The organism is Sphingomonas crusticola (assembly GCF_003391115.1).
GTDB lineage: Bacteria > Pseudomonadota > Alphaproteobacteria > Sphingomonadales > Sphingomonadaceae > Sphingomonas_I > Sphingomonas_I crusticola.
The window spans coordinates 1,755,128-1,774,512 of record NZ_QTJP01000001.1 but is presented as its reverse complement, the minus strand read 5'-3'; the positions used below and the strand labels follow the sequence as shown (position 1 = coordinate 1,774,512).

At 66.6% G+C, this 19,385-nt stretch carries 23 protein-coding genes; 17 read left to right on the top strand and 6 right to left on the bottom strand.

Features of this window, described 5'->3' with window-relative positions; all coding sequences use genetic code 11:
- From dapF to DX905_RS08385, 4 genes are read left to right on the top strand one after another with little or no spacing between them, the layout of a single operon-like run.
- Positions 1–798: a diaminopimelate epimerase gene (gene dapF / locus DX905_RS08400; RefSeq protein ID WP_116090954.1), complete on the top strand. Its 798-nt coding sequence runs from the start codon at positions 1–3 to the stop codon at positions 796–798.
- A complete protein-coding gene (gene mtaB / locus DX905_RS08395; protein WP_116090953.1) occupies positions 795–2,057 on the top strand; it encodes a tRNA (N(6)-L-threonylcarbamoyladenosine(37)-C(2))-methylthiotransferase MtaB in 1,263 nt (420 codons plus the stop codon). Before dapF ends, mtaB begins: the two co-directional genes overlap by 4 nt.
- A complete protein-coding gene (gene ftsY / locus DX905_RS08390) occupies positions 2,054–2,998 on the top strand; it encodes a signal recognition particle-docking protein FtsY (protein ID WP_116090952.1) in 945 nt (314 codons plus the stop codon). Before mtaB ends, ftsY begins: the two co-directional genes overlap by 4 nt.
- Positions 2,995–3,606 carry an inner membrane-spanning protein YciB gene (locus tag DX905_RS08385; RefSeq protein ID WP_116090951.1) on the top strand — a complete coding sequence of 204 codons (612 nt, stop codon included), beginning with the start codon at positions 2,995–2,997 and terminating at the stop codon, positions 3,604–3,606. Before ftsY ends, DX905_RS08385 begins: the two co-directional genes overlap by 4 nt.
- A 103-nt stretch (positions 3,607–3,709) precedes the next feature.
- Here DX905_RS08385 and DX905_RS08380 read toward each other — a convergent pair whose 3' ends face one another.
- Together DX905_RS08380 and tpiA are read right to left on the bottom strand one after the other, a co-directional pair.
- On the bottom strand, positions 3,710–4,330 hold the full coding sequence (locus DX905_RS08380; protein ID WP_116090950.1) for a superoxide dismutase: 621 nt from the start codon (positions 4,328–4,330) through the stop codon (positions 3,710–3,712).
- A 74-nt stretch (positions 4,331–4,404) separates the two neighbouring features.
- A complete protein-coding gene (tpiA, locus tag DX905_RS08375) occupies positions 4,405–5,151 on the bottom strand; it encodes a triose-phosphate isomerase (RefSeq protein WP_275896064.1) in 747 nt (248 codons plus the stop codon).
- Positions 5,152–5,258: 107 nt separating this feature from the next.
- Here tpiA and DX905_RS08370 point away from each other — a divergent pair, with 107 nt between their 5' ends.
- Complete coding sequence (locus tag DX905_RS08370; protein WP_162875530.1) at positions 5,259–7,247, top strand: SurA N-terminal domain-containing protein; 1,989 nt, start codon at positions 5,259–5,261, stop codon at positions 7,245–7,247.
- A complete protein-coding gene (gene trpE, locus DX905_RS08365) occupies positions 7,247–8,764 on the top strand; it encodes an anthranilate synthase component I (RefSeq protein WP_116090947.1) in 1,518 nt (505 codons plus the stop codon). The genes DX905_RS08370 and trpE overlap by 1 nt, the downstream gene beginning before the upstream one ends.
- A gap of 63 nt (positions 8,765–8,827) precedes the next feature.
- Here trpE and DX905_RS08360 read toward each other — a convergent pair whose 3' ends face one another.
- Together DX905_RS08360 and DX905_RS08355 are read right to left on the bottom strand one after the other, a co-directional pair.
- Positions 8,828–9,205, bottom strand: a complete 378-nt coding sequence (locus DX905_RS08360) for an ammonium transporter (protein ID WP_205412218.1) — start codon at positions 9,203–9,205, stop codon at positions 8,828–8,830.
- Entirely contained in the window at positions 9,202–9,498 is a 297-nt protein-coding gene (locus DX905_RS08355) for an autorepressor SdpR family transcription factor (protein WP_116090946.1), read from the bottom strand. The genes DX905_RS08360 and DX905_RS08355 overlap by 4 nt, the downstream gene beginning before the upstream one ends.
- Positions 9,499–9,625: 127 nt before the next feature.
- Between DX905_RS08355 and DX905_RS08350 the strand changes: the two genes are divergently transcribed.
- The 10 genes from DX905_RS08350 (at position 9,626) to DX905_RS08305 (ending at position 16,937) form a co-directional block, all read left to right on the top strand.
- Positions 9,626–10,213, top strand: a complete 588-nt coding sequence (locus tag DX905_RS08350) for an anthranilate synthase component II (RefSeq protein ID WP_116092420.1) — start codon at positions 9,626–9,628, stop codon at positions 10,211–10,213.
- Positions 10,210–11,202 (top strand): anthranilate phosphoribosyltransferase, encoded by a 993-nt coding sequence (trpD, locus tag DX905_RS08345; protein ID WP_116090945.1) that lies wholly within the window; start codon positions 10,210–10,212, stop codon positions 11,200–11,202. The genes DX905_RS08350 and trpD overlap by 4 nt, the downstream gene beginning before the upstream one ends.
- Before the next feature lie 178 nt (positions 11,203–11,380).
- Complete coding sequence (trpC, locus tag DX905_RS08340) at positions 11,381–12,175, top strand: indole-3-glycerol phosphate synthase TrpC (RefSeq protein ID WP_116090944.1); 795 nt, start codon at positions 11,381–11,383, stop codon at positions 12,173–12,175.
- On the top strand, positions 12,172–12,645 hold the full coding sequence (moaC, locus tag DX905_RS08335; protein ID WP_116090943.1) for a cyclic pyranopterin monophosphate synthase MoaC: 474 nt from the start codon (positions 12,172–12,174) through the stop codon (positions 12,643–12,645). Before trpC ends, moaC begins: the two co-directional genes overlap by 4 nt.
- A 9-nt stretch (positions 12,646–12,654) precedes the next feature.
- Positions 12,655–13,095 (top strand): aminoglycoside 6'-N-acetyltransferase, encoded by a 441-nt coding sequence (gene aac(6'), locus DX905_RS08330; protein WP_420822150.1) that lies wholly within the window; start codon positions 12,655–12,657, stop codon positions 13,093–13,095.
- Positions 13,092–14,270: a molybdopterin molybdotransferase MoeA gene (locus DX905_RS08325; RefSeq protein WP_116090941.1), complete on the top strand. Its 1,179-nt coding sequence runs from the start codon at positions 13,092–13,094 to the stop codon at positions 14,268–14,270. Before aac(6') ends, DX905_RS08325 begins: the two co-directional genes overlap by 4 nt.
- 57 nt (positions 14,271–14,327) lie before the next feature.
- Positions 14,328–15,005, top strand: a complete 678-nt coding sequence (gene lexA / locus DX905_RS08320) for a transcriptional repressor LexA (RefSeq protein WP_116090940.1) — start codon at positions 14,328–14,330, stop codon at positions 15,003–15,005.
- Position 15,006: 1 nt separating this feature from the next.
- On the top strand, positions 15,007–15,351 hold the full coding sequence (locus DX905_RS08315) for a VOC family protein (RefSeq protein WP_420822139.1): 345 nt from the start codon (positions 15,007–15,009) through the stop codon (positions 15,349–15,351).
- 11 nt (positions 15,352–15,362) lie between these two features.
- Positions 15,363–15,878: a DUF1697 domain-containing protein gene (locus DX905_RS08310; RefSeq protein ID WP_116090939.1), complete on the top strand. Its 516-nt coding sequence runs from the start codon at positions 15,363–15,365 to the stop codon at positions 15,876–15,878.
- Between the two features lie 120 nt (positions 15,879–15,998).
- Positions 15,999–16,937: an alpha/beta hydrolase gene (locus tag DX905_RS08305; protein ID WP_240320783.1), complete on the top strand. Its 939-nt coding sequence runs from the start codon at positions 15,999–16,001 to the stop codon at positions 16,935–16,937.
- An 81-nt stretch (positions 16,938–17,018) separates the two neighbouring features.
- On the opposite strand, the gene wrbA is transcribed toward DX905_RS08305, so the two are convergent.
- Both wrbA and DX905_RS08295 read right to left on the bottom strand, forming a co-directional pair.
- The gene (gene wrbA / locus DX905_RS08300; protein WP_116090937.1) at positions 17,019–17,618 is read right to left on the bottom strand and encodes an NAD(P)H:quinone oxidoreductase; all 600 of its coding nucleotides are present in this window, start codon (positions 17,616–17,618) and stop codon (positions 17,019–17,021) included.
- Between the two features lie 23 nt (positions 17,619–17,641).
- Positions 17,642–18,340, bottom strand: coding sequence for a pirin family protein (locus tag DX905_RS08295; RefSeq protein ID WP_116090936.1), 699 nt, complete (start codon positions 18,338–18,340; stop codon positions 17,642–17,644).
- A gap of 117 nt (positions 18,341–18,457) precedes the next feature.
- Here DX905_RS08295 and DX905_RS08290 point away from each other — a divergent pair, with 117 nt between their 5' ends.
- Positions 18,458–19,381, top strand: a complete 924-nt coding sequence (locus DX905_RS08290; protein ID WP_116090935.1) for a LysR family transcriptional regulator — start codon at positions 18,458–18,460, stop codon at positions 19,379–19,381.
- Positions 19,382–19,385 lie beyond the last annotated feature (4 nt).

Here is a 19,385-nt window from a genome sequence, read left to right as displayed (position 1 = left end):
ATGTCCTTCCGCTTTCACAAGATGCACGGGCTCGGCAACGACTTCGTCGTGATCGATGCGCGCACGGCGCCGATCGCGATGGATCCGGCGCGCGCGCGCGCCATCGCCGACCGGCGCGAGGGGATCGGCTGCGATCAGGTTATCCTGATCGAACCCTCCGAAATTGCCGATGCACGCATGCGGATCTGGAATTCCGACGGCGGAGAGGTCGAGGCTTGCGGCAACGCCTCGCGTGCCGTCGCGCTGCTGCTGGGCCGCCAATCGACGCTCGAGACGCTGGCCGGTACGCTGCACCTCGTCGCAGATGGCGGTCTGGCCACGGTGGACATGGGCAGCCCGCGTTTCGACTGGGAGCGGATCCCGCTCGCTTACGCCATGGACACGGCGCACCTGCCGGTCGGCTGGGACGAATTGAACGACCCCGCCGCGGTCAATGTCGGCAATCCGCACGTCATCTTCTTCGTCGAGGATTGCGATCGGGTCGATCTGGAACGGCTCGGCCCGCAAATCGAGCATGATCCGCTGTTCCCGGACCGGGTCAACGTCAACGTCGCGACGATCGAAGCGGCCGACCGCATCCGGCTGCGCGTGTGGGAACGCGGCGCCGGGCTGACCCGCGCCTGCGGCACTGGCGCCTGCGCGACCGCGGTTGCGGCGATCCGTGGCGGCAAGGTCGAGAGCCCGGTCACGGTCGCCCTGCCAGGCGGCGAATTGCTGATCGATTGGGCGCCCGGCGGCAGCATCAGCATGTCGGGCCCCGCCGCCCATGTCTTCACCGGCGAGTCAGAAGAGTTGTGAGCGGGCCGACGCTGATCAGCCACGGCTGCCGGCTCAACATCGCCGAAAGCGAGAAGATCGCGGCGATGCTCGCTGGCGAAAGCGACCTGGTGGTGGTCAACAGCTGCGCGGTAACGGCCGAGGCGGTGAAGACCGCGCGCCAGGCGATCCGCCGCGCCAAGCGGGAGCGCCCCGACGCGCGCATCCTGGTGACGGGATGCGCGGCCGAGATCGAACCGGAGACGTTCACCGCGATGGCGGAAGTGTCGGGGGTCGTGCCGAACACGGCAAAGTTCGAGCCATCCCGTTATTTCCCGTCATCCCAGCGGAGGCTGGGATCCATGTCTGGCGTGGCCGAAGGCGGCGCTATGCGGGGCAATGACCTTGGGCCCCAGCCTGCGCTGGGGCGACAGGGAGGGGGCCATGCCCGCACCTTCCTTCCGGTGCAGAACGGTTGCGATCATCGCTGCACCTTCTGCATCATCCCGTTCGGGCGTGGCCCGAGCCGGTCGCTGCCCGCCGGCGGCGTGATCGAGGAGGCGCACCGTGCCGTCGGCCAGGGCGCCCGGGAGATCGTATTAACCGGCGTCGACCTTACCGCTTACGGCGCCGATCTGCCCGGCCAGCCTTCGTTGGGCAGCCTGGTCGCGCGCATCCTGCGCCACGTGCCCGATCTGCCGCGCCTGCGGCTGTCCTCGCTCGATCCGTGCGAGGTGGACGCAGCTTTGCTCGAGCTTATCGCGCATGAGCCGCGGCTCATGCCGCACGTCCATCTTTCGCTGCAGGCGGGCCATGACCTGATCCTCAAGCGAATGAAGCGCCGGCACAGCCGGGCGCAGGCGGTGGCGCTGGTTGCGCGGCTGAAGGAGGTTCGCCCGGATATCGTCATCGGGGCCGATCTGATTGCAGGCTTCCCGACGGAGGATGCGGCGATGTTCGGCGAGACGCTCGCCCTGATCGACGATTGCGCCATCGCGTTTGCGCACATCTTTCCCTATTCGCCCCGCGCAGGAACGCCTGCCGCGCGGATGCCGCAGGTCGCCCGGTCGTTGATCAAGGAACGTGCCGCGCAGCTGCGCGCGGCGGGAGCGCGGCGCAAGGCCGCATGGCTCAAGGAGCAGGTTGGAACGGTGAGGCAGGTCTTGGTCGAATTGGATGGCGTGAGTGGCCATGCGGACAATTTCGCGCGCGTGAAGTTTCCGCCGGCGCGGCCAAACAGCATTGTCGCAATCCGCATGGTCGACACCGACGGGGACATGCTGACGGGTATCGCGGCATGAGCACCCCCTGGCACGAGCGGCTGCTCGGCGGGTTCCGCCGCACGTCCGACAAGCTTGGCGAGAACCTGTCGGGCCTGTTCGGCAAGGCGGCGCTCGACGAGGACACGCTCGATCAGATCGAGGAAGCATTGATCGCTTCCGACCTCGGCCCCGCCACGGCAGCTCGGGTGCGGGCGCGGCTGACCGGCGAGCGCTTCGCGCTCGGGCTGACGGAGGCGCGGCTGCGCGAAATCGTCGCCGAGGAAGTCGCCGCAATTCTCGAGCCGGTCGCCAAGCCGTTGGAGATCGAGGCGTTTCCGCGCCCGCAGGTGATCCTCGTGATCGGTGTCAACGGATCGGGCAAGACCACGACGATCGCCAAGCTCGCCCATCTCCTGACCGAGCAGGATTATTCGGTGATGCTGGTCGCGGGCGACACGTTCCGCGCCGCCGCGATCGGCCAGCTCAAGATATGGGCCGAGCGGATCGGTGTGCCGATCATCTCCGGCAACGAAGGCGGGGACGCCGCGGGCCTGGTCTATGAAGGGGTCAAGCGCGGTACCGCCGAAGGGATCGACGTGCTGATCGTCGACACCGCCGGGCGGCTGCAGAACAAGGCGGGGCTGATGGACGAATTGTCCAAGATCCGCCGCGTGCTCGGCCGCCTCAATCCGGCCGCACCGCATGACGTCGTGCTCGTGCTCGATGCCACCACCGGCCAGAACGGGCTCAATCAGATCGAGGTGTTCCAGAAGGAGGCGGGTGTCACCGGCCTGGTCATGACCAAGCTTGACGGCACCGCACGGGGCGGCGTGCTGGTCGCGGCGGCCGAGAAATACGCTTTGCCGATCCACGCGATCGGCGTGGGCGAAACCATTGATGACCTGCGCCCGTTCGACCCCCGTGAAGTTGCCCGAGCGATTGCCGGGATCGAACGCCTCGCCCCGGAGAAATCACGATGAGTAACGCCTCCGCCCAGCGCGCCGATCCGGGCATGGGCATGCGCCTCGCGCTCGATCTCGGGCCGATCGTGGTCTATTTCGCGGCTTTCGCGCTGACCCACCAGAATATCTACGTCGCGACCGGGCTGTTCATGGCGGTGACGGCGGTGGCGATGCTGGTATCGCTGGTGCGCTTCGGCAAGGTCTCGCCCATCCAGATCTTTTCGGCGGTCATGGTGCTGGTGCTCGGCGGCCTGACCATCTGGCTGCACAAGGACTGGATCATCAAGATCAAGCCCACCATCTATTATGTGACGGTCTCGTCGATCCTGCTCTGGGGCATGGCGACCGGCCGGCCGACGCTCCAGATGGTGCTCGGCCAGGCTTATCCCGGCCTGTCGCCGGAAGGCTGGCGGCAGCTGACGCGCAACTGGGCGTTCTTCTTCCTGGCGTTGGCGATCGCCAACGAACTGGTCTGGCGCAACTTCTCGACCGCGACGTGGCTCGGCTACAAATTGTGGGGTTCGATGCCGGCGACCGTGATCTTCGCCGCCTGCAACGTGCCCTTGCTGATGCGCCACGGGCTGGCAGCGGACGATAACAAGGTCGTGCTGCCGCCCGAGGAATAAGCGCCGGCCCAAAATTCGTCATTGCGAGCGTAGCGAAGCAAACCAGGTCCGGTCGACTTGGATTGCCGCGTCGCTACGCTCCTCGCAATGACAACAGAGTGCCTTACTGCTGCTGGTCGGCGCGCGCCGCACCCTGGCCATCGAGATTCTGCGAGACGAAGTCCCAGTTGATCACGTTGGCGAGGATCGTCTCGGCGAACTTGGGCCGCGCGTTACGATAATCGATATAATAAGCATGCTCCCACACATCGAGCGTGAACAGCGGGGTCACGCCATGTGCCACCGGGGTGTCGGCGTCGTGGAATGACGTCACCTTGAGCGCGTCGCCTTCCAGCACCAGCCATGCCCAGCCGCTCGCGAAGTGGGCGACCGCCTCGTCGGCGAGCTTCTTGAGCAGGGCTTCCTGGCCGCCGAAACCGTCGATCAGGCCGGCAAGCTTGGCCGACGGGCTGGTCGACCCGGCCGGTGCAAGGCAATTCCAGAAGAAGGTGTGGTTCCACACCTGCGCGCTGTTGTTGAACAGGCCCTTGTCGCCGGTCGTCTTGGCCTTGTCGATGACCTGGAGAAGCGAGAGGCCGGCAAGGCCCTTCTCTTCGATCCAGCCGTTCGTCTTGTCGACATAGGCCTTGTGATGTTTGCCGTGGTGGAAGTCGAACGTCTCGGCGGACATGTGCGGCTCCAGCGCCGACTTGTCGAACGGAAGGGGGGGAAGTTCGAAGGCCATAAGGTTGCTCCTGCGCGGGCTAGAGAGTCGCGAGCCCCTAACGCCCGACGCCGCACAGGGTCACGCGAAAACGACTATTGCGAGACGTTCGCGGCAGCTTGGACAATCGGAAGGAACTGGTCGGCAGTGAGGCTGGCGCCGCCAATCAAGGCACCGTTGACCTCGGGGCAGGTGAGAATCGCGGCGATGTTGGTGCCGTTGACAGAGCCGCCATAGAGGATCCGCACGCGGGCCCCTTCCTCGCCGATCAGCTGCAGCAGCTTGGCGCGGATGATGAGATGCATTTCGCCGATCTCCGCCAGGGTGGGCGTTCGACCGGTCCCGATCGCCCAGGCGGGCTCGTAAGAGATGACAAGATTGGCGGCATTCGCGTTCGGCGGCACCGATCCTTCGAGCTCGGCTGCGACCACCATCAACGCGCGGCCCTCGTCGCGTTCGGCTTCATCCTCGCCGATGCAGACGATCGCGGTAAGGCCCGCTCCCAGGGCAGCGTGCGCCTTGGATCGGACCAGTGCGTCGCTCTCGCCGAACTCGGCGCGGCGCTCGCTATGGCCGCAGATGACGAAGCGTGCGCCCATCTCGACCAGCATGCCTGCCGAAATGCAGCCGGTATGCGCCCCCTTCGGAGCGGAATGGCAATCCTGCCCGCCGATGACGACGCCGCCGGCACGCGCCGCGGCTTCGGCCAATAGCGTGAACGGCGGAGCAATTGCGACGTCGACCGCAGGCGCGGCGGCGGCGGCTGCCGCGATCCGATCAAGCTCCGCCAGGATCGCTCGGCCGCCGTTCATTTTCCAATTGCCGGCAATCAACGTGCGCAAGCGGTTTCTCCCAATCGTGCCCGGCGGTTAGCAAGTGTCGCACCGACCGCCTAGCCATATGACGGTAGCGCTATCGTACCGATCCGGGCGGGTCGGATGCGCGGCGCTTGAAGCCGGGTCCGCGCACCTCTATTGGGTTCGCCTTCCTCCACGGCCCCGGAACCTCCATGCTCGCCTTCTTCCGTCGTGCGCTCTCCTCCTGGCTGGCGGTCGGCCTGCTTGCCCTGATCATGCTGGCCTTCGTCGTCACGGGTGTCGGCACGCCTGGCGGCCTCACCGGCGGGCCGAGTGCGGACGCGGTAGCGACGGTCGGCGGCAGGCCGATCCCGGTTACCGCGATTTCGGAGCGGACGCAGACCGCCTTGCGGCAGGCGCGCGAGCAGCAGCCGACGATGACGATGGCACAATTTCTCGGCTCGATCGGCGGGCTCAACCCGATCGTCGAGCAATATATCGGTGCGACCGTCCTGTCGGTCTGGGCCGATCGCCACGGCCTGGCTGCGAGCGAGAAGCTGATCGGGGGCGAAATCGCCTCCTTCCCGGCGTTTCGCGGGCCAACCGGCCGGTTCGACGAGAATGTGATGAACAATCTGCTCAGCCAGCGGCGGATGAACTTCACCACCTTCCACGATGATATTCGCGACGACCTTATCCGCCGCCAGTTGTTGGGCCCGATCATGGTTGGCGCGCGGGCACCCGAAGGCGTGTTGCGCGCCTACGCCCAGAGTCTGATCGATAAGCGTGAAGGTGCTGTCGGTATCGTAAAGGCCGATCCGCAAGGATTGGCGGCGCCGAGCGACCGCGAGATTGGCGACTATTACAGAAGCCATATCGCGCGTTACTCGCTGCCCGAGCGGCGCGCGCTGCGCTACGCGCTGATCGGGCCGGAGAGCGTTACCCCGCCAGCCCCGACCGAGGCCGAAATCGCGGCACAATATAAGACGGATGCGGCGAAATATGCCGCGCGCGAGACGCGCACGATCCAGCGCGTCGTGCTTCCCAACGAGGCCGCCGCCCGGGCATTCGCGGCGAAACTGGCGCGTGGTACCAGCTTCGCGCAGGCAGCCTCCGAACAGGGGCTTGCCGCGGCCGATATCACCGTCGGCCCGGTTGCCAGGGAGGCCTTCGCTGGCAGCGATGGTGCGGCGATCGCGGCGGCGGCATTTGCTGTGCCGGCGGCCGGAACCACTGCGCCGGTCAAGACCGCGCTGGGCTGGACGATCGCGCACGTCGACGCGATCCAGCGGCTGCCGGCGCGCTCGCTCGATCAGGCTCGTGCCGAAATCGGTGCGGCGCTCGCCAAGAAGAAGGCCGACGATGCGCTCAATCTGCTGGTCCAGCAGGTCGAGGATGCCGTCGGCGATGGCGCCAATTTCAACGAAGTGGCAGCGAAATATAAGCTGCAGGTGGTCACCACGCCGCCGCTTTTGCCGAACGGCACCGCGCCGGACAATCCGGCTTACAAGCCCGATCCAGTATTGCCGCCGCTGCTGAAGGCCGTCGCCGACGCGACCGCGGACGACGCGCCGACGGTGGAGACGATCGATCCGAACGGCCACTTCGCGCTATTGGGCGTTGCCAATGTGATTCCCGCGGCGCCGGTGCCGCTCGCGCAGGTCAAGCCGCGCGTTGCGCAGGAGATGCTGTTCGAGCGTGCGGCCCTGCGCGCGCGCGATCAAGCGCGGGCCTTGCTTGCCAAGGCCAATGGAGGCGGGCCGCTCGCAGCCGCATTTGCTGCCGCCGGGCTCCCGGCGCCGCAACCCTTTGGGCTGACGCAGATCGACCTGTCACGCGCGGGTGCCGACGTGCCGGCGCCGATCCGCGTCCTGTTCCGGCTCGCGCCCGGCAAGAGCGATGTGGTGCAAGGGCCCAATGGCAGCTGGTTCGTCGTCAAGCTCGAGCGGATCACCCCTGGCGACCCTAAGATCCTGCCGATGGTGATCGGTGCGACCCGTGGCGAGCTGCAGCGCAGCCTCGGCGATGAATATGCCCAGCAATTCGCCAATGCGGCGCGCGACGAAGTGACCGTGAAACGCAATCCTGCGGCGCTTGCCAAGCTGGAGCAGGAGCTGCGCGGCGGCGGTAACGCCCAATAATGGACGGTGCCGGCGCGGAGCATGATGCCGGCGCTGCCGCCAGCCTCGCCGCGGGCCGGCCCGCGCTCGTGTGGCGGCGCCAGCTCGCGGATACCGAAACGCCGGTCGCGGCGGCGCTCAAGCTGATCGAGCCGGGGCGGGGGGATTTCCTGCTGGAATCGGTTGAGGATGGGGCGACGCGTGGTCGCTATAGCCTGCTCGGTCTCGCGCCCGATCTCGTCTTCCACGCCAATGGCAAGGCGGCGGAGATCAACCGCAATTGGCTGCTCGATCGCGAAACCTTTTCGGCTGTCCGCGGCGGTCCGCTCGAAGCGTTGCGCGCGCTCGTCGCCGAATGCCGCGCGGAGGTGCCGGATGGCCTGCCTCCGGCGCTGGCCTGCCTGGTCGGCTATTTCGCTTATGAGACGGTCGGGCTTGTCGAAGCATTGCCGCGCCCCGCCCCCAACCCGCTCGCCTTGCCCGACATGCTGTTCGTGCGGCCGACCCTCATATTGGTGTTCGACCGGCTGGCCGATGCCCTCTTCCTGGTGGCGCCGGTGTGGCCGGGCACGGCGCAGCCCCAGCTCGCGATGGACCGTGCGCTGGAGCGGATCGAGGCTGCCGCCGCTAAACTCGCCGGCGCGGTGCCTGTGGAGCGCCGTGATCCAGGCGCGCTTGCGTTGCCGGCGGCCACGCCGCAGCTGGCACCGGGGCGCTATGGCGAGATGGTGGCGGCCGCGAAGGACTATATTGCCGCCGGCGACATTTTTCAGGTGGTGCTCGCCCAGCGCTTCACCACGCCGTTCCCGCTGCCGCCGTTCGATCTCTATCGCGCGCTCCGGCGGATCAATCCTTCACCCTTCCTCTACCATCTCGACTTGCCAGGCTTCGCCCTGACCGGCTCCTCGCCCGAAATCCTCGTGCGGGTGCGCGACGGCGAGGTCACGATCCGCCCGATCGCCGGGACCCGCCCGCGCGGCGCCACCGCCGCGGAGGACACTGCCAATCGCGACGCCCTGCTGGCCGATCCCAAGGAGCGTGCCGAGCATCTGATGCTGCTCGATCTTGGCCGCAACGATGTCGGGCGGGTCGCGGAGCGCGGCACGGTCGCGGTCACCGACAGCTACACGGTCGAGAAATATAGCCACGTCATGCACATCGTCTCGAACGTGGTCGGCAAGCTCGCCTCGGATAAGGATGCGCTCGACGCGCTGTTTGCGGGCTTTCCGGCGGGTACGGTTTCGGGAGCCCCGAAGGTGCGCGCATGCCAGATCATCGCCGAGCTCGAGCCGGAAACGCGCGGTGCTTATGCCGGCGGCGTCGGCTATTTCTCGCCCGACGGCAGCATGGACAGTTGCATCGTGCTGCGCACGGCGGTGGTGAAGGACGGCGTGATGCACGTCCAGGCCGGGGCCGGCATCGTCGCCGACAGCGATCCCGTGTCCGAGCAGAAGGAATGCGAGGCGAAAGCAGGGGCACTGTTCGCGGCGGCACGCGAAGCGGTCATACGAGCAGGGGAAGCTGGCTTCGGGCAATGAAGCAAAATGCGACCCTGGAGGGTCCCGATCGCTAGCCGACAGCCCGTCCGACTGGGGCCGTGATCAAGCAGCCTTCGTCTTGGCTCGCCGCGATACGCAATAGCCGAGGGTCACCGCGACCCCGGCAAGGACCGCACCCGCCCCGCCCAGCGCCGCGACCCTGATCGGCGCGAACACAAACAGTCCCGTATAGACGAGCCCGCTCAGCACTTGCGACCAGGCCGCCACCCGCTGGGCCTGGCGCGCGTGGGCGCTGCGAGCGATGACGGTCTTGGGAATCCGGTTGCCGTACCAGACAATCAACAGCCCATTGATGCACATGACCAGTCGCGTGACCGTGTCGCCGTCGAGATAGCCCAGCTTGCGCGCGGTGACGGCGCCGAACGACAAAGCGAGGATAGTGCCGGCCCAGATCAGCCCCGCTTTGATTTCCTTGTTCATCGTGCAATCTCCCCTTTGGGCGCCGGCGCCTCCGCACCGAGGCCGAACGAATCGACGAAGCCCAGCAGCGCTTCTTCGAGCACCGAGAGCTTCAAATGGTAGATGACCGATTTGCCGGTCTTCTCGGCGTGGACCAGATCGGCCTCCTTCAGCACGGCGAAATGGGCCGACATGGTCGGCTTGGAGACGTCGAACTGCTCGCTAAGCTCGCCGGCGCTGAGCGGCCCCTTGCGCAGGAGCTGCAGCACCCGACGGCGGGTGGGGTCGGACAATGCCTTGAACACGCTGCTCATGATAAGACAGTTAGCTAATCATCGAACTATCGTCAAGCGTTTTGCAGTTCCCGGGGTGAAGCGCGGCTTCGTCGGCCCCAACCCTCTCTCGGTTGCCTTCGCCGAAGGCGCCGCCTACCTCGCGGCCATGATCCTCGTCATCGACAATTATGACAGCTTCACCTGGAACCTGGTTCATTACCTGCAGGAGCTCGGCGCCGAGGTAGAGGTGGTGCGTAACGACTCGATCGGCGTCGGCCAGGCGATGTCGTCCGGCGCACAGGCCTTCCTGATCTCTCCCGGCCCGTGCACGCCCAACGAAGCGGGGATCAGCCTGGAGCTGGTCGAGGCTTGCGCCGACCAGAACAAACCCCTGCTCGGCGTGTGCCTGGGTCACCAGGCGATCGGGCAGCATTTCGGCGGCACGGTGGTGCGGGCCAAGGCGCTGATGCACGGCAAGACCTCGCCTGTGCTGCACGATAATAGCGGCGTGTTCGCCAATATCCCGACACCGTTCACCGCGACGCGCTATCATTCGCTGGTGGTGGAAGGCGCGCCCGGCACGCTGATCGCCAATGCGCATACCGACGATGGTACGGTGATGGGCTTCCGTCACGCGACTTTGCCGATCCACGGCGTGCAATTCCACCCCGAGAGCATTGCGACCGAATATGGCCACGATTTGCTGGCCAATTTCATGGCGCTGGCAGGGATGAAGGCGGTCGCACGCGCATGACCACGCTGGCGCTCCTGCCCGACCCGGGCTCGCCGTTGGAGCATGAGACGGCTGAACAGGCGTTCGCCGACATTCTCGACGGCAAGGTGGACGACCAGGCGGTCGCCGAATTCCTGACCGCGATGACGATCCGCGAAGAGACGAGCGTCGAGATCGCCGCTGCCGCCCGTGCGCTGCGGGCCCGCATGATCGAGGTACGCGCTCCCGAGGGCGCGATCGACGTGTGCGGCACCGGTGGCGACGGCGCGCACAGCCTCAACATCTCGACGGCAGTGGCGATCGTGGTGGCGGCCTGCGACGTGCCGGTCGCCAAGCATGGCAATCGTGCCGCCTCCTCGAAGGCGGGCGCGGCCGACACGCTGGAGGCGCTCGGCCTTGATCTCGACCGCGCCTCGGCGCGGGCGGAGGAGAGCCTCGCCGATCTCGGCATCGCCTTCCTGTTCGCGCAAAAGCATCATCCCGCGCTTGGCCGGCTGGCGCCGATCCGCAAGGCGATCGGGCGGCGCACGATCTTCAACATTGTCGGGCCGCTCGCCAATCCGGCGCGGGTGACGCGGCAATTGGTCGGCGTCGCGCGGGTCGATTATCTTGCCACCGTCGCCGAGGCGCTCGACCTGCTTGGCACGGAGGCCGCATTGGTCGTGTCGGGCGAGGAGAGCCTTGACGAGCTTTCGATCGCAGGACCAAGCCGCGCGGTAGCGGTGGGGCTGTGCTCGATCGGGACGACGATTTCACCCGAGGATGCCGGGCTGGAACGTCACGGGCTGGATGCGATCCGCGGTGGCGATGCGGCCTACAACGCCGCCGCCTTGCGCGCGCTGCTGCAGGGCGAGCCGAGCGCCTATCGCGACGCGGTGCTGCTCAATGCCGGCGCTGCCCTGGTCGTCGCGGGCGCGGCGACGGACTTGCGCGAAGGCGTGGCGGAAGCGGCCGAAGCGATCGACAAGGGCCTCGCCAACGCCCTCCTCAACTGCTGGATCGCGTTTTGATGGTCCGCGACATTCTTTCCTCTCCGTTCATCCTGAGCAGGGATCGAGTAGCTGCGTCAGCAGCGTATCGAGAGCCCCTATCGAAGGACGGGCGCGGGAGTGTGCTTCGATACGAACCCTCGATACGGTGCTCACGCGCCTATTCGGTCTCTACCGAGCATGAGCGGGGCTTTGGGGTATGACCCAAACCAACCGACTGACCGAAATCCTGGCCGCGAAGCGGGATCATGTCGCCATTGGTAAGTCCCGCCGCACGATCGCGGATCTCGACGCCGCTGCCACCACGCAATTCGGCCCGCGCGGCTTCCGCGCGGCGCTCGAAGCGAAGGCTGCCAACGGCTATGCGCTGATCGCCGAGATCAAGAAGGCGTCTCCTTCCAAGGGGTTGATCCGCGCCGACTTCGATCCGCCGGCCCATGCCCGCGCTTATGAGGCTGGCGGTGCCGCCTGTCTGTCGGTGCTGACCGACCAACCTTATTTTCAGGGTGCGGATGCCTTTCTCGTCGCGGCCCGCGCCGCTTGTTCGCTGCCGTGCCTGCGCAAGGATTTCATGATCGATCCATGGCAGGTGGCGGAGGCGCGCGCTTTGGGCGCCGACGCGATCCTGATCATCGTCGCCGCGCTTGACGACGGCCAAATGGTGGAAATCGAGTCAGCCGCGATCGAGCGCGGAATGGACGTGCTGGTGGAAGTTCACGATGCAAGCGAACTGGAGCGCGCGCTGCGGCTTCGTTCCCGCCTGATCGGAGCCAATAATCGCGATTTGCGCGATTTCTCGGTCGATTTCGCGCGGACCTATGAGTTGGTCGCGCGCGCTCCCCCAGAATGCTTGTTCGTCGCGGAAAGCGGCATCGCCAGCCATGCCGATCTGGAAGCGATGGCCGCGCACGGCGTACGCGCATTTCTGGTCGGCGAGAGCCTGATGCGGCAACCGGATGTCGAGGCGGCGACGCGCGCCTTGTTGGCGGCATGACAAGGCTGACTCACCTCGACGAGGCGGGTGCTGCGCACATGGTCGACGTCTCGGCCAAGGATGTAACGCGACGCGAAGCCACGGCGGTGGGCCATATTGCCATGTCCGAACAGGCGCTGTCGGCGATGAAGGCGGGAGCACTCGCCAAGGGCGATGCGCTCGCCGTCGCGCGCGTCGCCGGGATCATGGCGGCGAAGCGCACGTCCGAGCTGATCCCGCTGTGCCATCCGCTGCCGATTTCCTCGGTCAGCGTTGAACTGAGTTTTGCCGACACCGGCGTGGATTGCAGCGCGACCGTTGCGACCACCGGACAGACGGGCGTGGAGATGGAGGCGCTTACCGCCGTGTCGGTCGCGTTGCTGACGCTCTACGACATGGCCAAGGCGATCGACCGCAGCATGGTCATCGGTCCGGTACGGTTGCTCGCCAAATCGGGCGGCCGATCCGGGGACTGGCACGCGGAGGGCTAAGCCGTGCGGATAGAAGGCGCATCGCACGCAACGCGCGACGCATGGCTGGCGCTGCGCCTCGCTTTATGGCCGGACGAGGATGCCGGAGCGATGGCTGAGGAAATCGATGCCATCCTGGTCGATCCCGGGGCAGGCAAGCTCGCCTGGCTCGCGCTCGACGAAAGCGCCGTGGTCGGCTTCGCGGAAGCCTCCATCCGCCACGATTATGTCAACGGCTGCGAAACCTCGCCCGTCGCCTTTCTGGAGGGCATCTATGTAGCGCCGCATGTGCGGCGGCAGGGCGTTGGCCGCCAGCTCAACGAGGCAGTGATCGCCTGGGCTCATCGGCAAGGATGTCGCGAATATGCATCCGACGCGCTGCTCGAAAATCGCGCCAGCCACGCCTTTCACGCGGCCTTGGGGTTCATCGAGACCGAGCGCGTCGTCTATTTCCGGCAGGCGCTGGCATGAACCTGCTGCCGGTCGCGGAGGCCCAGGCGCGGCTATTGGCGCTGGCGCCGCCGCTGCCGATCGAGACGCTGGCTCTGGTCGAGGCGGCCGGCCGCTGGGCCGCCGAAGACGTCGTCGCGCGCCGCACGCAACCCGCTGCCGATCTCTCTGCGATGGACGGCTATGCCATCCGCTTCGCCGATCTTCCCGGGCCGTGGCAGATGGTCGGCGAAAGCCGGGCCGGCGCCGGAAGCGATCGCGCTGTGGACGTGGGCGAAGCGGCCCGAATCTTCACCGGCGCGCCGATGCCACAGGGCGCCGACACCGTCCTGATCCAGGAGGAAGCCGTCCGCGATGCGGACCTGTTGCAATTGGCGGGGGAAGGACCGCCACGCCAGGGCGCGCATGTTCGTTGCCGCGGATCGGATTTCTTCGAGGGCGCCGCATTGGTCTCGGCGGGCGAGCGGCTCACGGCGGGGCGCATCGCCGCGGCGGCGATGGGCGGTCACGGCAGCCTGGCGGTCCGGCGTCGCCCGCGTGTGACCCTGATCTCAACGGGAGACGAGCTGGTTCCACCCGGCGCGCCGGCCGAAGGCGTGATGCTTCCGGCATCGAACGGCGTGATGCTGCAGGCCATGATCGCCGACGTTGCCGATGTTATAGATGCGGGGCTGGTGCCGGACCGGCTCGATGCCCTCGTAGCCGCCCTGACCGGGCATGAGGCCGACATCATCGTCACGATTGGCGGTGCATCGGTCGGCGATCATGATCTGGTGCGCCCGGCGCTGCTCGAGGCGGGGGCCGCGCTCGACTTCTGGAAGATCGCGATGCGGCCGGGCAAGCCGCTGTTCGCCGGACGGCTGGGCGGAGCGCTCGTGCTGGGACTGCCCGGCAACCCGATGTCGGCATTCGTGACTGCCCATCTTTTCCTGCTGCCCTTGCTCGCCCACCTCGGCGGCGCGCGCGATCCGATCCCCAAAACCGCCCCCGTGCCGCTCGATGCCCCGCTGCCGGCGGTCGGCCAGCGCGACGATTATATTCGCGCGATCATGGTCGATGGCCGTGCCCGCCCCCTCTCCAGGCAGGACAGCGGTGCCGTCGCAGCGCTGACACTGGCCGACGCATTGATCGTTCGCCCGGCCGGCGCACATCCTGCCGCTGTGGATGAACTTGTGGATATTCTGCGCGTCGCTTGACAGATATCACAACGTTTCCTACACGTTCCCTGTACGTTCCTTCCTAGGGGAAACGCTGTGCTGACCCGCAAGCAACATGAGCTGCTCTGCTTCATCAACGACCGTCTCAACGAGACGGGAGTGTCGCCCTCGTTCGAGGAGATGAAGGACGCGCTCGACCTTAAATCCAAGTCGGGCGTTCATCGCCTGATCTCGGCATTGGAAGAGCGCAATTTCATCCGCCGTCTGCCCAATCGTGCACGTGCGCTCGAAATCCTGCGCCTGCCCGATCAGATCAAGACGACCGGAACGGCGACCCCGGCCAAGGCGAATGTCGCGACCCCGCCGTCGCGCGTGATGCCGCCTGCCGCCAACGACGTGCTCGAACTGCCGCTGCACGGCCGCATCGCCGCGGGCATGCCGATCGAGGCGCTCGAGGGGCAGAATAGCCTGTCGGTGCCGGCGGCGCTGCTCGGGCCGGGCGAACATTATGCGCTGGAGGTTTCGGGCGATTCGATGGTCGAGGCGGGCATCCTCGACGGCGATTATGCTTTGGTGCGCAAGGCTGAGAGCGCACGCGACGGCGAGATCGTGGTCGCGTTGATCGACGATAGCGAAGCGACGCTCAAATATTTCCGCCACGAAGGCTCGATGATCCGGCTCGATCCGGCCAATCGCAGCTACGATCCGCAGCGTTATCGTCCGGGTCAGGTGCGGATCCAGGGCAAACTCGCCGGCCTGCTGCGGCGCTACTGACATGGCCGATCTGCCGCGTCCGGACTTTCTGGAGCTGCCCGTTGCGGACGTCACCGCGGCACAGGCCTTTTATAGCGCGGCCTTCGGCTGGACCATGACCGGCTTCGGCCCGACCTATGCGTGCACCTTGACGGGTGACGTCGATATCGGGCTGCAAGCGGACCCGGCCGAACAGACGCAGGCGCCGCTGATCGTGATCCAGGTCGCGGATCTGGAGGCGGCGCTGGCTGCGGTCGAGGCGGCGGGCGGCGCGGTCACCCGGCCGATCTTCGCTTTCCCCGGCGGGCACCGCTTCCATTTCCGCGATCCCGACGGCAACGAACTGGCGGCGCACAAACCCGATTGAGGGAGGCAAAAGTGACTGCCTATGTCGCCCTATTGCGTGCGGTGAATGTCGGCGGCACCGGCAAGCTGCCGATGACGGAACTGAAGGCCATGTGCGAGGCGGCCGGTCTGGCGCAGGTGCGCACCTATATCGCCAGCGGTAATGTTGTCTTCACCAGCGACAAATCCGAAGCGGCCGTGCGCGCGTCGATCGAGGCCCCGCTTGAAGCCTATGCCGGCAAGCGCGTGGGTGTGCTGGTCAGAACGGCGGCGGAAATGGCGGAAACGCTCGCGCACAATCCGTTTGCCGACAAGCCGGGCAATCGCACGGTTGCGTTGTTCGTGGACCAACCGATCCCAGGCGATGCTCTCGCGAGCGCCAAGAACGTCAAGGATGAGGAGATGCGGCTGGGCAAGCGCGCAATCTACATTTTCTACGGCGACGGCATGGCGGACTCGCGGCTGGCGATCCCGGCCGCCAAAACCGGTACAGCGCGCAACATGAACACCATTGCCAAGCTGGCGGAAATGGCGGCCGCGCTCGGCTAAGTCCGTCGCGGACATCCAGTCCGGGGAATGCGCGGCGCCCCGCACCGTCTTATTGCCTCGACCGGGTTACGCCGTCATTCTCCCCGAAAAGAGAGAGGCGTCTTGATAGACCGGAGAAACGTGCTGATTCTTGCTGCGGCGAGCGCATCGGTGGGGGTGGCGGCCGGCCCAGTTCCCGGTGATCCGACCGAGATCCTGCCGCTGTGGCCGGCATTGCCGCCCGGCGCCCCGGCCACCCTGCCGCCGGAGCGCTTTATCGAGCGTGCGACCGCAGGCCAGCCGCACGATCGCTATGCCGAGCAGATTGCGCGTCCCACCATCACCGTGTTCCGCCCTCAACGACCGAACGGCAATGCGGTGCTCCTCGTGCCCGGGGGCGGCTATCACCTCGTGGTTACCGACAAGGAGGGCTACGAGACCGCACGCTGGCTGAATGCACGCGGCATCACCGCCTTCGTGCTGCGGTATCGCCTGCCGGGCGGCGGCTGGGCGCATCGCGCCGACGTGCCGCTGCAGGATGCGCAGCGCGCGATCCGGCTGGTCCGCGCGCATGCGGCCGGTTTTCAGATCAATCCCGAGCGGGTGGCAGTAATGGGCTTTTCCGCGGGCGGCCATGTTGCCGCATCGCTCGCCGTTCGCCATGCGGCTTCCGTCTACGAGCCAGTCGACGCCGCCGACCGGCTGTCGGCGCGCCCCGATGTCGCGGCATTGCTCTATCCGGTCATCAGCATGGGCGAACATGCGCATCCCGGCTCGCGCGACGAACTGCTCGGCAAGGCGCCGGCGGCGGCGGACGTTGCGGCATATTCACCCGATCGCACCGTCGGCGCGGGCACCCCGCCGACCATCCTCGTCCATGCCGTGGATGACGATGTCGTGCCGGTCGAGAACAGCCTGGCGATGTTCGGGGCGCTACGCGCCGCGCATATCCCTGCCGAACTGCATGTCTTCGAAAAGGGTGGTCACGGGTTCGGCTTACGCCTCCCGCAGACCAATAGCGCGGCGCGGTGGCCCGACCTGTTCCTCGCCTTCGCCCAGACGCATGGCTTCATCGGCTGACGGGGAATTCGCCTCGCCGCCCCGCTTGCGCGGGGCGACGAGGGAGCGAGGCCGGGAAGGGGGGCACCCGGCCTCTAACGCTTAAGCAAACAGCTTGTTGGCGATCTCGGCGACATGCTTGCCCTGAAAGCGGGCGCCATCGAGTTCGACCTGGCTCGGCTGGCGGCTGCCGTCGCCGGCAGCGATGGTCGTCGCGCCATAAGGCGTGCCGCCATGAATCTCGCTCAGGCCCATCTGGCCGCCGAAGCTGTACGGCAGGCCCACGATCACCATGCCGAAGTGGAGCAGATTGGTGATGGCCGAGAACAAGGTCGTCTCCTGCCCGCCATGCTGGCTCGCGGTCGAGGCAAAGGCCGATCCGACCTTGCCGTTGAGCTTGCCGCTCGCCCACAGCCCGCCGGCCTGGTCGAGGAAGGCGGCGATCTGCGATGGCAGGCGGCCGAAGCGGGTCGGCACGCCCAGGATGATCGCATCATAGTCAGCGAGATCGCCGACGCTGGCGATCGGCGCTGCCTGATCCAGCTTGAAATGCGCCGCCCTGGCGACCTCCTCGGGCGCCGTTTCGGGCACGCGCTTGATGTCGACCGTGGCGCCGGTCTCGCGGGCACCCTCGGCCACCGCCTGCGCCATCTGCTCGATATGGCCGTAGCTCGAATAATACAGGACCAGAACCTTGCTCATCTTCAATCTCCCTGGGAAGCGGTTTAGGCGGCGTCGACCATCACCAGCTCGGCATCTTCGAGCGCGGTGACCGACAGTATTTCGGTGTCTCTGATGGCAACGCCGTCGCGGGCATTGGCGGCCACGCCGTTAATCTCGATCTTGCCGGTGGCCGGCACGAGATAAGCGTGGCGGTCGGCGCCGAGCGCATAATCGGTGGTTTCGCCCTTCTTGAGCGTCGCGCCGAGCACGCGGGCCTCGGTCCGGATCGGCAGCGCCTCGCCATCTTCGGCAAAGCCGGACGCCAGCGTCACGAACTTGCCCGAGCGATCGCCCTTGGGGAACGGCCGCGCGCCCCAGCTCGGCTTGCCGCCGCGCTGACTCGGCATGATCCAGATCTGGAACAGCCGGGTGGTCTCGTCCTCAAGATTATATTCGGCATGGGTGATCCCGCTACCGGCCGACATCACCTGCACGTCGCCCGCTTCGGTGCGGCCCTTGTTGCCGAGACCGTCCTGGTGCGTGATCGCACCCTCGCGGACGTAGGTGATGATCTCCATGTCGGAATGGGGATGCGCGGGAAAGCCGCTCTTGGGAGCGATCGCGTCGTCGTTCCAGACGCGGATATTGCCCCAGTTCATGCGCTTGGGCTCGTAATAATCGGCGAAGGAGAAATGGTGGTGCGCATCGAGCCAGCCGTGGTTGGCGGCGCCGAGCGTGTTGAAGGGGCGGACGTCGATCATGTCTATCTCCGTGCCGGGCGCTGTGCCCGACGTTCCTGACCTAGATAGTTGACGCCGCCGCATAGAAAATAGAATTGAAGGCAAGGCACCGTTTCCCAAAGTTGGTGGATAACGATCATGCGGCTTCCCGATTTCGACGCTTGGGCGATCTTCGCCAAGATCGCGCAGACCGGCTCGTTTGCCCGTGCGGCGAGCGAATTGCGCCTGTCCAAGCCGACCGTATCGAAGGCGGTGGCGCGGCTGGAGCAGAGGCTCGGCGCACCTTTGCTCCATCGCACGTCGCGTCGGCTGTCGCTGACGGAGACGGGGAAGGCCGCGCTTGGCCGCGCGGCGCGTATCCTGGCCGAAGGCGAGGCGGCCGAGGCGGAAGCGTCGGATCAGGCCGAAACGCCGCGCGGGTTGGTGCGGATCGCCGCGCCGATGTCCTTCGGGTTCGAGCATCTCGCCCCCGCTTTGCCGGATTTCCTGGCGCTATATCCCGACGTCGATCTCGATCTGCAGCTGAGCGACAGTTTGGTCGACCTGATTGGCGATGGCTTCGACATCGCGCTGCGGATCGCGGCGTTGGCCGATTCGAGCCTGCGCGCCCGCCGCTTGTGCGCGATCCGAGCGCCGATCGTGGCTGCGCCGAGCTACCTCGAACGGCATGGGCGCCCCAGCCACCCGCGCGAGCTCGTCGATCATCAGGCCATGATCTATACCGGCGTCGCCAATCCGGAACTGTGGCGGCTACATCATCCGCGCGAAGGCGAATATGCAGTGCCGCTGCACGGCCGCATCCGATCCAACAATGGCGATGTCTTCATGCCGGCGGTTTGCGCCGGCCACGGCATCGCCATGCTGCCCGACTTCATCGTCTGGCGCGGGCTGGCGGACGGGCGGCTTGAGGAAATATTGCCGGACTGGTCGGCGCCGCCGATCGCGCTCAACCTGCTGACGCCGCCCAACGCGCTTCGCCCGGCGCGCGTGCGCGTGCTGATCGACTATCTCGCCAGGCGCTTTGCCAAAGCGCCCTGGGCGAAGGGAGTTGACCCGGTTTAGAGCG